Here is a 14598-nt window from a genome sequence, read left to right as displayed (position 1 = left end):
CAAAAATACTCATCGACATCAAATAGAGAGCAAGAAGAGTGAGACCGACCGTCATAAATATTTCCATGATCGACACCCCAAATCAAATAAATTTTTAACTATTTTAACTGTATTCAATGTATATTATATATAAAGACGTCCAAAAAGAAAAGGGGAGGATCTAATGAATACTTTTGATGATACGTACCATGACCTTATGAGAAAAATCAAAAGCGAGGGCAGCTACAAGGATGACCGCACCGGAACCGGCACCTATTCGTTGTTTGGCCATCAGATGCGCTTTGACCTTAAAGAGGGATTCCCGCTACTGACAACCAAAAAGGTGCTTTTCAAAATGCTTGCAACAGAATTGATATGGTTCATACGCGGGGATACGAACATACGTTTCCTACTTCAATACAACAATAACATATGGAACGAGTGGGCGTTTAAAAATTGGGTCGAATCCGCAGAATATGAAGGCCCGGATATGACCGATTTCGGACGCCGTGCGCTGGAAGATGCATCATTCAATGAAACATACAAGAAAGAAATGACGCGTTTTAAAAATAAGATACTGGAAGATGATGCGTTTGCCGAGAAATACGGTGATCTTGGAAATGTCTATGGCAAGCAATGGCGTCATTGGCAAGGCCCGGACGGCTCATTTACGGATCAGTTGAAGAATGTAGTCGAAAGCATCAAAAAGAATCCAGATTCAAGGAGACACATCGTTACGGCGTGGAATCCTGCCGAAATCGACGGTATGGCATTGCCGCCATGCCATGCCTTCTTCCAATTCTATGTAAACGATGGTAAGTTGAGCCTGCAGCTCTATCAAAGAAGCGGAGATGTTTTCCTAGGCGTACCATTCAATATAGCAAGCTATGCGCTTCTGCTTGAGCTTGTCGCACGGGAGTGTGGTCTGGAGGCACATGAATTCATCCATACGTTGGGGGATGCACATATCTACACCAACCATATGGACGCAGTAAATGAACAGCTCGCCCGTGAGAGCTTCAGCCCTCCTAAAATCAAAATAAAAGGCAATAGATCAATGTTCGAACTGGAATATGAAGATTTCGAGGTCATCGACTACGAAAGCCACCCTTATATCAAGGCACCAATAGCCGTCTAGGAGGAGAATCATGATATCTTTAATAGTCGCTTACGCCGACCAATCTGTAATTGGTTTTAAAAACAAAATGCCCTGGCATCTTCCCGAAGACCTTAAACATGTAAAACAACTGACGGAAGGGAATACAATCGTCATGGGACGTAAGACATTCGAGTCCTTGGGGCGTCCCCTGCCGAATAGGCGCAATGTGGTATTGACGCGCGATGAAACTTTCAGTGCAGAAGGCATTGATGTCATCAATCATACTGATGCAATCAATTCTTTGGAAGGAAAAGTATTTATCTTTGGAGGTAGCACCGTCTATAATCAGACGATGCACCTTGTAGAGGAAATGCACATCACCCGTATTCACAGGCGCTTCGCTGGTGATACCTTCTTTCCCGATTATGATCCTTCTGAATGGGAACTGGTCGATAAGATTGAGGGGATTCAAAATGAAAAGAACAGATATCCTTATGAATTCCTGCACTATAGACGCAAGTGAAGAAGGAGGGGAGTTGGGGTTTGAACATTTGGAAGACTTTCTTCTCAATACTGCTGTCCATCAATATTCTGTTCATCATATGGATAGCCATTACATTCAGCAATTCATATGATCTGCCTGATGAGAAAAATGGTAATTATAACACAGCAGAATCGGGTATAGAATTGAAGATGACCAATCAAGCAGTGCAATCCATCCTCAATGATGCAATCGATGAGGAATCCATTCAGGTTTCGGTGGGTGAAGCGGGTATCTATTTTAAGGCTGTGCAGGATGTACTTGGCATTGAAATAGAAACTTCTTTGAATCTTGAACCCGTCTCTACAGGTGAAGAGGTCGTCTTTGCCGTAAAGGATATCGATGTTGGCGATCTGCCGCTCACCCAAGATATGTTCTACTCAATCATCAAAAATCAAAGCGATCTCCCAGAGGGCATCCGTTTTGATGATGATGAGCGTGCATTATTGATCAACACCAAAACATTAACGCAGGATTTTAAAATGGAAGTGGAAGTCGAAAAGATTGATTACCAGAATGACGAGTGGTACTTTTCAATAACAAATGATTAAGAGGTGAGTAATTTGTCAACAGCTACACTAGCAGGAGGATGCTTCTGGTGCCTGGTCAAACCATTCGACCAATTTGATGGTGTCAATTCCGTCGTGTCCGGCTATTCGAATGGACATGTGGAAAACCCTACGTACCAGCAAATCTCAACCGGCACAACAGGACATGTCGAGGCTGTCCAGATTGATTTTGATGAAACTGTAATGTCTTACGAAAAACTATTGAATATCTTTTTCCAGACTTTCGATCCAACTGATACAGAAGGTCAGTTTGGTGATAGAGGCCCGCAATATGCACCGGCAGTTTTCTATCATGATGACAAGCAAAAAGAAATTGCGGAATCTGTAATTGCAGATTTGGACAAGCAGAATATATTCAATGATCCGATAAAAACACCTGTTTTACCTTACAAAAACTTCTATAGAGCTGAAGAAGAACATCAGGATTTCTATAAAACGAACAGTGCCCATTATAATGCATACTTTAAGGGCTCCGGCAGAAAAGCATTCATCGAAAAGCATTGGGGGATGAAATAAAATGGCAATAGGACGTCATGAATCAGAGCTATCACCAGAAGAATATAGCGTAATGAAAGAGAATGGAACTGAACCACCATTCCAGAATGAATATTGGAATCATTACGAGGATGGCCTTTATGTCGATAAATTGAAAGGCACACCGTTATTCACTTCAAGGGACAAATTCGCTTCCGATTGCGGTTGGCCAAGTTTTGCCAAAACAATTTCAGAAGATGTAAGTGAAAAGTTCGATGATTCCTTCGGGAGGCATAGAATAGAAGTAAGGAGTGAAGCTTCAGACAGCCACCTTGGCCATGTCTTCGAAGATGGCCCCAAAGAACTGGGGGGCTTGCGCTACTGCATCAATTCAGCCGCTATGGACTTCATACCGAAAGATGAACTCGAAGAAAAAGGTTACGGTGAATACCTTAAATTATTCGATTGAATTTCAAATCCATTTTGATAGGAGAGTAAAATTATGTTCAAAAATCTATTTGGTAAAAAAGACAACACTGAGAAGGAATTGGAAATTACGAGTCCGTTAAACGGTGAATATATACAACTTGAAGATATCCCAGACCCGGTCTTCGCCGAAAAAATGATGGGCGAAGGGTTTGGGGTCAAACCTTCCGACGGCGAAGTCGTTGCGCCCGTTTCCGGGACGGTCATGCAAGTATTTCCGACAAACCATGCAGTTGGGCTCAGAACTGCCAATGGACTTGAAGTTCTGATCCATATCGGTCTTGAGACCGTAGCGATGAAAGGTGAAGGCTTCACAGGACATGTTTCAGAAGGAGATTCCGTCGAAAAAGGGGATCCACTTGTCACTTTCGATATGGAACTGGTAAAATCAGAAGCGAACAGCACCATTTCTCCTGTCATCATCACGAATAGTGATATGCTGGATGAATTCAAGGTTGAGGATGTCACCAACTTAAACAGGGCCGACACTGTAGTTGTGACTGCTACCGTCAAGTAATGAAGAATCATTCATTCTACCAGTATATGAAAACAAGGAAAGGTGAAAACTCATCAATCGGAGGTTTAGCCGAACATATCTTAAACGATCCCATGTTCCCGAAATATTCCACGGAATATTCTGAGGTTACGGAATATCTTGAGAACAATCCATATGAAGATATGCCGCTTTCGCATTTTGATACTGCTTTTGACGATTACCTCAACTGGTTGCAGCATTAAAACAACTTAAGATAAAGGAGCAATAAAACAATGAGTATTCATATCAATGCCAAAAAAGGTGATATTGCCGACACTATACTACTGCCGGGAGATCCACTGCGTGCAAAATACATCGCCGAGAACTTCTTGGATGATGTCACTTGCTATAACGAAGTCCGTAACATGCTTGGATTTACAGGTTACTATAAAGGAAAACGCATTTCTGTCCAGGGGACTGGTATGGGAGTACCTTCGATCTCCATTTACATCCACGAGCTTATGGACGAGTATGGCGTTAAAAACCTGATACGTGTAGGAACTTGCGGCGCTATTCAAAAAGATGTCAAAGTAAGGGATGTTATACTTGCCCAAAGTGCATCAGGTGATTCCTATCAGAACCGTAAACTTTTCAAGAACATCGATTTTGCTCCAACATCCGATTTCGAATTGCTGCTCTCAAGTTATAATGAAGCGCAGAAGAAGGGCATGAATGTTAAAGTCGGAAATATATTCACAGCTGACTCCTTCTATGACGAGAATGGCAATATTGAACAGTTGGCGGAATATGGAGTATTGGCGCTTGAAATGGAATCCACTGCATTGTTTACAATCAGTAAAAAGTTCAACGCCAGGGCGCTTTCCATTCTGACGGTTTCCGATCACGTATTAACGGGTGAAGCAACCTCAAGTGAAGAAAGACAAACTTCTTTCAATGAAATGATAGAGGTTGCCTTAGAAGCAAGCCTGCCGTTCATTGGAAAAGCAAAATAATTCCAAAAGAAAGGAAAGGTGTCGAGACCTTTCCTTTTTACATATATTTGTTTAATTTTCATCTTTAAACTGATAAACTGTTACTTAATTATTCAAGTAGAAATTAGGTGTAGATTTTGAAAGAAGAGCATGATTCCAATAATTCCCGCAAAGTCGGGGGCAAACATATAAATATCAATTTTTTCTGGTTTCTCATCATAATACTTACTTCCATCATACTTTCTGCAGTCATTACTGCGTTGAGTCTTGAAGCAGGCAATGAAAAAGCAGTTAATGTAGGTACTGATACCAGGAGCGAGTTTTCCAAACTCTATAGTGTCTATGACACCATCACCGACAACTACTACGAGGATGTTGACAGGAACGCACTGATAGAGTCATCAATACAGGGAATGGTTGAAGGTCTCGACGATCCATACAGCGAGTACATGAATAACGAGGAAATCGCCTCGTTCGAGGAATCCGTCAGCGGAGACTTCGAAGGTATAGGGGCAGAAGTGATGCAGGAAGGCAGTCGCATTATCATCACATCTCCAATGCGTGGTTCTCCGGCTGAAGAAGCCGGGGTGGAGCCGGGCGATGAAATACTCGCAGTTGACGATGAGCCAGTAGAAGGTATGAATGTGCAAGAAGCAGTTCAACTTATCCGCGGGGAGAAAGGTACGGATGTCACCCTCACTCTTGCAAGAAATGAAGGGGACCCATTTGAGATTACGATCACCCGTGATACCATCCATATCGATAGTGTTACTTATGAAGAGGTAGACGGAGTCGGTCATATCAGCATAAACAGGTTCCAAAGAGGCACCAATGACGAATTCGAAGCTAAATTGAATGAAGCTGCAGAAGCTAATATTGAAGATCTGATCATTGATTTCAGATATAACCCAGGCGGTCTCCTGGATGAGGCAGTCGGCATGATCAACCAATTCGTCGATGAAGGGGAAACTGTACTTTACCTCGAAGAGAATGGGGGAGAACGAAAGGAAATTACAGCCCCTGGGCCTTCAAATGACAACACGGACGACTTTAATCTATATATACTGATTAATGAAGGTTCAGCGAGTGCCTCCGAAGTATTCACGGGAGCGATGGACGATCTGACTGATGTCACAATTGCCGGTACAGAGTCGTTCGGTAAAGGCATCGTTCAACAGACAATCGAATTCGGTGATGATTCCCTTCTCAAGTACACCGATACAAAATGGCTTACGCCAGAAGGCGATTGGATTCACGAAAAAGGCATCACACCGGATATCCGACTATTGAACCCTGATTATTATAGGGTTGAGATGCTTGGGCCTGATGAAGTCTTTACAGAAGGCATATCTGATGAATCTGTTCCTTCCATCAAGGTTGCGCTCGATACCCTTGGATATCCAATGGACGATTTTGACGAATCCTACGATAAGAAGCTGACGAAAACAGTAAAGAAATTCCAAGCTGATAATGATCTCGATCAGACAGGCAACGTCACTGGCGAAACAGCCACTGCCATAATGAGTGAGTTGCGGACCTACATCAATGAAAACGATGCGCAGCTCAATTATCTTGTGGATTATATCAACGGTGAGTTTACACGTTCTGAAATCGAAAAGTATGCAAAAGAACATGCGGAAATACTTGAAATTCAGAAACCGGAAGAAGACGATTCAGAAGAAAGTTCTGAAGAGTCCCCTGACGAAGAAGATACAGAAGAATAATCCAGGAGCCGTATGAACATAATGTTTATGCGGCTTCTGATTGTACAGCAAGTTAAAATAGTTTAAAGTAATTACAATAGAACAGTTATGGAGGAAAGTATGGAACTTAAAAAAAGAAAAGTTGCCCTTACCGGCGGCGGCACTGTGGGACATGTTATGCTTAATAAACTGATGATCCCATGCCTTATAAACCGGGGTATAGAACCTATCTACATCGGCTCGAAAAAAGGCATTGAGAAAGAAATAATCGGTGCAACGTCGATTAAGTATTACAATATTTCAAGTGGTAAGTTAAGACGCTATTTTTCAATGGAGAACCTTAAAGATGTAACGCGCGTTGCAAAGGGAATCGGTGACGCCAGAAAAATCCTTAAGAAGGAGAAGGTGGAATTTGTATTTTCAAAGGGTGGCTTTGTCAGTGTGCCTGTAGTACTGGCTGCCAGATCACTCGGCATACCTGTATATATCCATGAGTCTGACATTACACCTGGCCTGGCAAATAAAATTGCCGTTAAATTTGCCACACAGATTTTCGTCACATTCAAAAAGACCCTAGACTACCTACCACAAAATAAAACTGAATACCTAGGCCCTGTAATACGTGACGAATTGGCACGTGGATATGATGATATTGGATATGAACTTACAGGCTTCACTCCTGAAAAACCTGTAATGATAGTGATGGGAGGGTCACTTGGCGCGAAATCAATCAATAACTTCATCAGGAAGAATCTCGACGTGCTGACTAATGAATGGCAAATTATTCATCTGTGCGGCAGAGGTAACTACATTGAAGGGCTTGATAATTCGAATTATAAACAATTTGAATTCGTCAAAAAAGAATTGCCGCATCTTATGAAAATTTCCAAGATTGCAGTTGGCCGCAGTGGCTCCAATGCAATCTACGAGTTTTTACTGAATGAGAAACCAATGATTCTCATCCCACTCCCCAAAGGACAAAGCCGGGGAGACCAGGTTGAGAACGCAGAGTATTTTAAAGAGAAGGGGTACGCGGAAGTCATTGATGAAGAAGGTCTCGGCATAGATACCTTCCAAGAGGCCGTGAACCGCATTCGAGACGATGAAGATGAGATACTTGCCAGAATGAAGCAATTTGATGCAGGTTTCCGTCCAAAGGACCTGGTGGATATGCTGGTGGATAAGGAGGTGGATTAATGAGCCGCACAAAGAAATTCTCGCTTTTCATGGTATTTGTCCTGATTTTCGGCACCATTGCCCTGTTCCATGAATCACGGGTCGGCCGGTGGGTGGATAAAGAAGTTTACGAACTCATCTATGCTTCCGAGAGTTTCATCACTACAGCATTGATGCTTGGCTTTACCCAAGTCGGGGAAGTCCTTTCAATGATCATATTATCAGTGGTGATGATTACCATATTGATGCTCTATAGATTGAAGTTTGCAACTTTGTTTCTGATCATATCCATGCTCTCAAGCAGTATACTTGTCCCGGTGCTGAAAAATTCCTTTGATAGGGAAAGGCCTTCGATGCTCCGATTGATAGAAATTACAGGATTCAGTTTCCCGAGTGGCCATGCAATGGGTTCGACCATTTTTTTTGGCTCGTTGATGGTTCTGGTGAAAAACAGTTCTCTGGATCACAAGACCTTACTTTATAGTCTTGGAGCGTTTTTTATAATAATGATTTCATCATCACGAGTTTATCTAGGCGTACACTATCCAACTGATGTAATAGCTGGGATAGTCGGAGGTCTCGCTGTAGTGGCAGGTACAAGTTTTATTATGCATAAAAAGCTTGACAGAACTCGTCTACAACGATAAAATTTTAATTGAAAATGATTCTCAATGAGAATAAGCCCCCCTTATTAATCTAATCATTTTCAAAAACTATATATCCTTTCTAAGTGGTATGGCTGAAAAACAGCCATACCACTTTTTGTTGCTATCCTTTCTTAGAAATGAAGATTAGTGATATGATATGTAAAAAGAATGATAGGAAGATTACGATGAAACAAATACTTGTAGTCGAGGATGAGCTTAATCTAGCCCGTTTTATAGAACTTGAGTTGACCCACGAAGGGTATGGGGTCACGTCATCTTCAGATGGAGAAGATGGGTTGAGGAAAGCAATGGAAAATGATTATGACTGTATCCTCCTTGATCTCATGCTGCCCGGATTAAACGGCCTTGAAGTATGTAGAAGGCTAAGAAAGGAAAAAGATACTCCCATCATCATCATCACCGCAAAAGGGGAGACATACGATAAAGTCATAGGTCTTGATTATGGCGCCGATGACTATATTGTCAAACCTTTTGAAATCGAGGAGCTCCTCGCAAGAATCAGAGTGATTATGAGACGCTCACCATCTCAGGTGAATGCAAGCGAGATACTCAGTACCAATGGCATCAAGATAAATTCCGACGCCCACCATGTCTCCGTTGACGACAATCCAATCGAATTGACGAAGACCGAATATGATCTTCTGTATCTGCTGATGAAGAATGCCGGTATCGTGCTCCAAAGGGAGACGATTCTAGACCATGTATGGGGATATGAAAGTGAAGTTGAAACGAATGTAGTGGATGTCTACATCAGATACTTGAGGAATAAATTGAAGCCCTACAATAAGCACAAGCTGATTGAAACTGTAAGGGGAGTCGGGTATGTGATACGGACATGAATAAGAAATCGTTGAAGTATAAATGGCTGAGGCTATCTACTCTGATCATATCAGTAACCTATCTGATCTTCAGTTCGATGCTCATATATTTCACCAGTATATATTTGAAGGATCAGGAGTACCGTTCAGTCGATAGAAGCATTGAAGAATTGGAAAGCTTATATGAAACGCAGCCGATCAACACCATAAGCCAGGATGAAGTATATTCAAGCCTATATGACAGACAGAAGATGATTCTCTATACCCAAGGTGGCGAGGAAGTCTTCAGCGCCACTACCGGTATACCGATGAAACTCGATATTGATTTTGAAGCTGTTTCTGAACGGGAAATAAAGGAATCTGAAATCGATCAGGAAGATTTTCTTATCGGCAGCACCAAAATTGATTCACAGTATTGGGATGGTTACATTTCAGTCATACACCCCTTGAATTCATACAACTCAGTAATTCGCATGATGATGTTCATAGCAACAGTAGTTGGTTTCATGTCTATCCTTTTCACTTCCGTCATCAGCTACTTTTTCTCCAATAGGATGGTACGCCCAATAAGGAAGATTGCGAACCAATTGAAACGGATTGAGGAACAAGGATTTTCTGAACGTCTGAAGATCACAACCAACTCAGAAGAAACGGACTATATGATAGATTCATTCAACCACCTGATGGATTCACTGGAACAATCCTATAATCAACAGAAACAATTTGTCGAGGACGCCAGTCATGAACTACGGACTCCCCTCCAGATTATCCAGGGGCATTTGAAATTAATAAGCAGATGGGGGAAACATAAGCCTGAAGTTCTTGATGAGTCATTGGGCATATCCATCGACGAACTGAGACGGATTAATAAATTGGTCGAAGAACTGTTGATCTTGACAAAAAATGAAGGTAAACCCGACATGAATATGGAGAAGGTAGATATTAACGAAGAGGTCAGAAGCCGTGTTGAATCTATGAGGAAACTCCATTCTAATTATACTTTCACACTTGACTTGGAAGAAGAACCGATCAAATATATGATCAACCCCTACCACCTCGAACAGATACTCGTCATATTTCTTGATAACGCCATAAAATATGATAAAGATAGATGTCACATAATGATTACTACAGAAATGAAAGAAGATCATTTTGACATAGTCATCATGGATCATGGCATTGGAATACCGGAAAAGGAAATCGAAGCCATATTCGATAGGTTCTATAGAGTGGATAAATCAAGGAGTAGAGAAATGGGAGGCAATGGACTCGGCCTTTCAATCGCGAAAAAGCTTATTGAAAGCTATAGGGGAAATGTCTGGCTGGAAAGCGAAGAAGGACAGTTTACGAAGGTAACAATCCGTTTTTATATGAAAAAGTGACCTAAAGTAGCTTATTCTATGTTTTGCTCTTATTATTGGCTTTAAAACCTTATTCTATAGTGCTAAAATGGAGCTGTATAAGTTAAAAAGATTCTAAAGAGGGTGTGGCAAAATGCAGGAGAAAGAACTTGAGAATGCCCCGGTACGTTTCGGCGCTAACATGGGAATGCTTCTCGAGCTTCATGAAATGTATCAGGAAGACCCAAACAGTGTAAGCGAAGAAATGCGATTCCTGTTTGAAAATCTCGGCTCGGGTGGTGCTGTTGCCGATTCTTCGGGAACTGACCATAAGAAGGTGAAGAATCTACTTCATCTCATCGACAATATAAGGCTATTTGGACATTTGAAATCGGAAATCTATCCCGTGTATGATCCTGATATAAAAAATGTGCCAAGTTTGGATTTCAAAGATTACGATCTGACTGAAGAAGATCTGAAAAACATGCCTGCTACCGTTGTCAGTGAATATCTAAGCGATGACAACGATAATGCTTATGAAGCATTAATGCAGCTCCATGACCTTTACACTGGACCGATTGCATACGAATACATGCATGTCAATGACACTGAGGAACGTCAGTGGTTCAAGGAGATGATTGCAGATCAACGTAATTTTGAAATGTCGGATGATGAAAAAAAACATCTCTTCAAAATGCTGGCTAAAGTAGAAGGTTTTGAAAAGTATATTCACAAAAACTTCGTTGGTGCGAAAAGGTTTTCTATTGAAGGCCTTGACTCCATCGTTCCTATGCTTGATCATCTGCTCACTCTTATGGCAGGGCAGGGAATACCAAACCTTCAGATCGGTATGGCCCACCGTGGCCGCCTGAATGTACTGACGCACATTCTTGAAAAGCCATATGAAATGATGATTAGTGAATTCATGCATACTGATCCCATGAAATTCCTTCCTGAAGATGGTTCCCTGGAAATTACACAGGGTTGGATGCGTGATGTCAAATATCACCTTGGCGGCGCTAAAACGCGTTCTGACAAAGGTCTTGAGCAACGCATCACCCTCGCCAACAACCCAAGTCACCTTGAAGTCGCGGGCCCTGTAGTCCTCGGCAGAACAAGGGCACAGCAAGAGGCGACGAACCTTGCTGGCCGTCCAGAACAGGATACCAACAAAGCAATTGCCGCAATCATCCATGGAGATGCCGCCTTCCCGGGACAGGGGATTGTGTACGAATCACTCAACCTGGGTAAATTGAAGGGCTATTCAGTCGGTGGTTCCCTGCATATCATTGCGAATAACAGAATAGGCTTCACAACTGAAGAAACAGATGCAAGGTCAACTGTCTATGCTTCAGACCCTGCACTTGGTTTCGACCTCCCTGTGATACATGTCAATGCGGATAAGCCAGAACATGTCTTGCGTGCAATGGAGATCGCCTTGAGATATAGGCAGCAATTCCGTAAGGATATCGTCATAGATGTAATCGGCTATAGAAGATACGGCCATAACGAGATGGACGAACCATCCGCTACAAACCCACTTCTCTACAAAGAAGTCAAGTCGCGGGAAACTCTTGAAGAGCTTTACGGTTCCAGACTCGTTGAGGAAGATATTCTTTCTGAAGATGAGAAGCAGGAAATTATCCAGAGTGTATTTGATGAAATGAGAGCGGCACACGATGCCATCGATAAAAATGATACCAATATAGATGGTGACCTCAAAGCTCCCGACTCGGTGATGGAAGGTCAAGACAGCGACCCTGAAGATAACATTTCAAGGGATAGGCTCCAACAGATTAATGACGCACTCCTCGATTATCCGGAGAATTTCACTGTGTTCAAAAAGCTTTCCAAAGTATTGGACCGCCGCAAAAAACCTTTTGAGGATGATAAGGATCTCGTGGACTGGGCGCATGCTGAAGCACTCGCTTTCGCTACAATCAACCAGGATGGCACTCCTATTCGTCTGACAGGACAAGACTCCGAAAGGGGTACATTCGCCCAAAGGCATGCGGTACTCCATGACCCGGAAAGTGGTGAAGAACTTGTCCCTCTTCACAATATTGAAGACCTGAGTGCCTCATTCGATATACACAACTCACCATTATCCGAAGCTGCTGTAGTCGGTTTTGATTATGGCTATAATATTGAACATAAAAATGTTATGACGATATGGGAAGCACAGTATGGTGACTTTTCAAACATGGCACAAGTGTTATTTGATAATTTCCTATCGTCTGGGAACGCCAAATGGGGAGAAACTTCCGGCATGACCCTCTTCTTGCCGCATGGACAGGAAGGTCAGGGCGCGGAACACTCTTCAGCACGACTCGAGCGGTACCTTCAGCTTGCGGCAGAGAATAATATGACGGTTGCAAACTTATCCAGCGCATCCAATTATTTCCACCTATTGCGTAAGCAAGCTCAATACATGGATACCGATAAGATGAGACCTCTCGTTCTGATGACACCAAAAAGCCTGCTCCGCAACGCAATAGTGAGTGAGCCGGTAAGTGCATTCACTGAAGGTCAATTCAGGGAAGTAATCATTCCTTCCTACAAAAAGACAAAAGTTAAAAAAGTATTAATTGCAAGCGGAAAAATGGCAGTAGACCTTCTTGCTGAACAAAAGGATAATCCTGACGATGAAACCATTGTTGTAAGGCTGGAGCAGATTTATCCATTCCCATCCGAACAGCTGAAAGATCTATTGGATGATCTAAAAAATCTCGAAGAAGTGAGGTTTGTTCAGGAAGAACCGAAAAATATGGGTGCATACCATTATGCGTTGCCACTATTGCTCGAGGTCCTCCCTGAAAAAGTGGAATTGAACTACATTGGAAGATTGAGACGGGCATCTCCTGCTGAGGGCGATGGAGAATCCTATAAACTGATACAACAAAAAATAATCGAAACTGCTTTTAAATAATAGGAGGTTAAAAAATGGCTGAAGTAAAAGTACCGGAACTAGCTGAATCCATAACAGAAGGAACGATTGCGACTTGGTTAAAACAAAAAGGCGACTATGTTGAAAAAGGTGAAAATATCCTTGAACTGGAAACTGATAAAGTCAACGTAGAAGTGATCAGTGAAGAAGCTGGTACCCTTACTGAACTGAAAGCTGAAGAAGGGGATACGGTTGAGGTCGGACAAGTCATTGCTATAGTTGACGAAAGCGGTAAAGCGGACTCTTCTGATGAACAAGCTTCAGAGAGTTCCTCTGAAGATGAAAATTCTCAACCAGAACAAAAGAAAGAAGAAGCGCCTGCCAAAGAAGAGACAAAATCCGAAGAACCAGCGACATCAGAATCTTCTTCTGATGATGAACATGTAGTCGCTACCCCTTCTGCCCGCAAAATGGCACGTGAAAAAGGCATCTCAATCAGTGATATCAATGCTGCCGATCCACGCGGGTTGGTGAGGAGCCAAGATGTCGAGAACCATGGCATTAAACCTGCCGAAGAAAAAGCACCAAAACAAACACAACAGCCTAAGGCACAAGACTCGGGCAAACCTGAAAAGCCGGTAGTAAGGGAGAAGCTTTCACGCAGAAGGCAGACTATTGCCAAGCGTCTGCTGGAAGTTTCCCAGAATACTGCCATGTTGACGACATTCAATGAAGTTGACATGACAAATCTGATGGAACTCAGAAAACGTAAAAAAGAAGAGTTTCAAGAACGTCATGATGGTACCCGTCTCGGGTTCATGTCATTCTTCACTAAAGCTTCAGTAGCAGCACTAAGAAAATACCCAGCGGTAAATGCTGAAATTGATGGAGACGATCTCGTACTCAAACAGTTCTATGACATCGGTGTTGCAGTATCGACTGAAGAAGGGCTTGTAGTGCCTGTCGTAAGGGACTGTGATCGTAAGACATTCGCTGAAATAGAGAGTGGCATTGCAGATATGGCGAAAAAAGCTCAAAATAAAAAGTTGGGTCTCGATGATATGACCGGCGGCTCGTTCACAATAACAAACGGTGGCGTCTTTGGATCACTGATGTCCACGCCTATCATCAATGGTACTCAAGCAGCCATTCTTGGAATGCATACCATTCAAAAACGACCTGTTGCAATAGATGATGAAAATATGGAAAACCGCCCAATGATGTATATCGCACTAAGCTATGACCACCGGATAATTGATGGCAGAGAAGCAGTCGGTTTCCTGAAAACGATTAAAGATCTTGTAGAAAATCCTGAAGATCTACTTCTTGAAGGCTGATAATATATTTTGTGTCAGGCGTCCATGTGACGCCTGACTTTTTTATGTTAGAAT

Annotated in this window: 15 protein-coding genes; all 15 read left to right on the top strand. The window is 42.3% G+C overall.

Annotated elements, in window-relative coordinates:
- The first annotated feature begins 163 nt into the window (after positions 1-163).
- On the top strand, positions 164-1117 hold the full coding sequence (locus tag ACFFLE_RS01830) for a thymidylate synthase (RefSeq protein ID WP_380569471.1): 954 nt from the start codon (positions 164-166) through the stop codon (positions 1115-1117).
- 7 nt (positions 1118-1124) lie between these two features.
- Positions 1125-1601, top strand: coding sequence for a dihydrofolate reductase (locus tag ACFFLE_RS01825; protein WP_380569625.1), 477 nt, complete (start codon positions 1125-1127; stop codon positions 1599-1601).
- A 20-nt stretch (positions 1602-1621) separates the two neighbouring features.
- Positions 1622-2170, top strand: a complete 549-nt coding sequence (locus tag ACFFLE_RS01820) for a DUF2140 family protein (RefSeq protein ID WP_380569470.1) — start codon at positions 1622-1624, stop codon at positions 2168-2170.
- A gap of 12 nt (positions 2171-2182) precedes the next feature.
- On the top strand, positions 2183-2704 hold the full coding sequence (gene msrA, locus ACFFLE_RS01815) for a peptide-methionine (S)-S-oxide reductase MsrA (protein WP_380569469.1): 522 nt from the start codon (positions 2183-2185) through the stop codon (positions 2702-2704).
- A gap of 1 nt (position 2705) precedes the next feature.
- Entirely contained in the window at positions 2706-3131 is a 426-nt protein-coding gene (msrB, locus tag ACFFLE_RS01810) for a peptide-methionine (R)-S-oxide reductase MsrB (RefSeq protein ID WP_380569468.1), read from the top strand.
- A gap of 33 nt (positions 3132-3164) precedes the next feature.
- Complete coding sequence (locus ACFFLE_RS01805) at positions 3165-3665, top strand: PTS sugar transporter subunit IIA (protein ID WP_380569467.1); 501 nt, start codon at positions 3165-3167, stop codon at positions 3663-3665.
- On the top strand, positions 3665-3886 hold the full coding sequence (locus ACFFLE_RS01800) for a YozE family protein (RefSeq protein WP_380569466.1): 222 nt from the start codon (positions 3665-3667) through the stop codon (positions 3884-3886). The genes ACFFLE_RS01805 and ACFFLE_RS01800 overlap by 1 nt, the downstream gene beginning before the upstream one ends.
- A gap of 30 nt (positions 3887-3916) precedes the next feature.
- On the top strand, positions 3917-4636 hold the full coding sequence (deoD, locus tag ACFFLE_RS01795; RefSeq protein ID WP_380569465.1) for a purine-nucleoside phosphorylase: 720 nt from the start codon (positions 3917-3919) through the stop codon (positions 4634-4636).
- A gap of 116 nt (positions 4637-4752) precedes the next feature.
- Positions 4753-6339, top strand: a complete 1587-nt coding sequence (locus ACFFLE_RS01790; protein ID WP_380569464.1) for a S41 family peptidase — start codon at positions 4753-4755, stop codon at positions 6337-6339.
- A 99-nt stretch (positions 6340-6438) separates the two neighbouring features.
- Positions 6439-7515, top strand: a complete 1077-nt coding sequence (gene murG, locus ACFFLE_RS01785) for an undecaprenyldiphospho-muramoylpentapeptide beta-N-acetylglucosaminyltransferase (protein WP_380569463.1) — start codon at positions 6439-6441, stop codon at positions 7513-7515.
- Positions 7515-8141: a phosphatase PAP2 family protein gene (locus ACFFLE_RS01780; protein ID WP_380569462.1), complete on the top strand. Its 627-nt coding sequence runs from the start codon at positions 7515-7517 to the stop codon at positions 8139-8141. The genes murG and ACFFLE_RS01780 overlap by 1 nt, the downstream gene beginning before the upstream one ends.
- A 185-nt stretch (positions 8142-8326) precedes the next feature.
- Entirely contained in the window at positions 8327-9001 is a 675-nt protein-coding gene (locus ACFFLE_RS01775) for a response regulator transcription factor (protein WP_380569461.1), read from the top strand.
- Positions 8998-10362, top strand: a complete 1365-nt coding sequence (locus ACFFLE_RS01770; RefSeq protein WP_380569460.1) for a HAMP domain-containing sensor histidine kinase — start codon at positions 8998-9000, stop codon at positions 10360-10362. The genes ACFFLE_RS01775 and ACFFLE_RS01770 overlap by 4 nt, the downstream gene beginning before the upstream one ends.
- Positions 10363-10474: 112 nt before the next feature.
- Positions 10475-13249 (top strand): 2-oxoglutarate dehydrogenase E1 component, encoded by a 2775-nt coding sequence (locus ACFFLE_RS01765; RefSeq protein ID WP_380569459.1) that lies wholly within the window; start codon positions 10475-10477, stop codon positions 13247-13249.
- Positions 13250-13263: 14 nt separating this feature from the next.
- A complete protein-coding gene (gene odhB, locus ACFFLE_RS01760; RefSeq protein ID WP_380569458.1) occupies positions 13264-14544 on the top strand; it encodes a 2-oxoglutarate dehydrogenase complex dihydrolipoyllysine-residue succinyltransferase in 1281 nt (426 codons plus the stop codon).
- The last annotated feature ends 54 nt before the right edge of the window (positions 14545-14598 follow it).

The sequence above is a fragment of the Salinicoccus siamensis genome (genome assembly GCF_042429615.1).
Classification (GTDB): domain Bacteria; phylum Bacillota; class Bacilli; order Staphylococcales; family Salinicoccaceae; genus Salinicoccus; species Salinicoccus siamensis.
This window is presented reverse-complemented; position numbering and strand designations above follow the sequence as displayed.

Excerpts from the sequence above, each read along its gene's own strand:
- ACFFLE_RS01805 (WP_380569467.1), top strand. The coding sequence starts at position 3,165 with ATGTTCAAAAATCTATTTGGTAAAAAAGACAACACTGAGAAGGAATTG.
- ACFFLE_RS01775 (WP_380569461.1), top strand. The coding sequence starts at position 8,327 with ATGAAACAAATACTTGTAGTCGAGGATGAGCTTAATCTAGCCCGTTTT.
- murG (WP_380569463.1), top strand. The coding sequence starts at position 6,439 with ATGGAACTTAAAAAAAGAAAAGTTGCCCTTACCGGCGGCGGCACTGTG.
- odhB (WP_380569458.1), top strand. The coding sequence starts at position 13,264 with ATGGCTGAAGTAAAAGTACCGGAACTAGCTGAATCCATAACAGAAGGA.
- ACFFLE_RS01830 (WP_380569471.1), top strand. The coding sequence starts at position 164 with ATGAATACTTTTGATGATACGTACCATGACCTTATGAGAAAAATCAAA.
- ACFFLE_RS01770 (WP_380569460.1), top strand. The coding sequence starts at position 8,998 with ATGAATAAGAAATCGTTGAAGTATAAATGGCTGAGGCTATCTACTCTG.
- deoD (WP_380569465.1), top strand. The coding sequence starts at position 3,917 with ATGAGTATTCATATCAATGCCAAAAAAGGTGATATTGCCGACACTATA.
- ACFFLE_RS01780 (WP_380569462.1), top strand. The coding sequence starts at position 7,515 with ATGAGCCGCACAAAGAAATTCTCGCTTTTCATGGTATTTGTCCTGATT.
- msrB (WP_380569468.1), top strand. The coding sequence starts at position 2,706 with ATGGCAATAGGACGTCATGAATCAGAGCTATCACCAGAAGAATATAGC.
- ACFFLE_RS01765 (WP_380569459.1), top strand. The coding sequence starts at position 10,475 with ATGCAGGAGAAAGAACTTGAGAATGCCCCGGTACGTTTCGGCGCTAAC.
- ACFFLE_RS01800 (WP_380569466.1), top strand. The coding sequence starts at position 3,665 with ATGAAGAATCATTCATTCTACCAGTATATGAAAACAAGGAAAGGTGAA.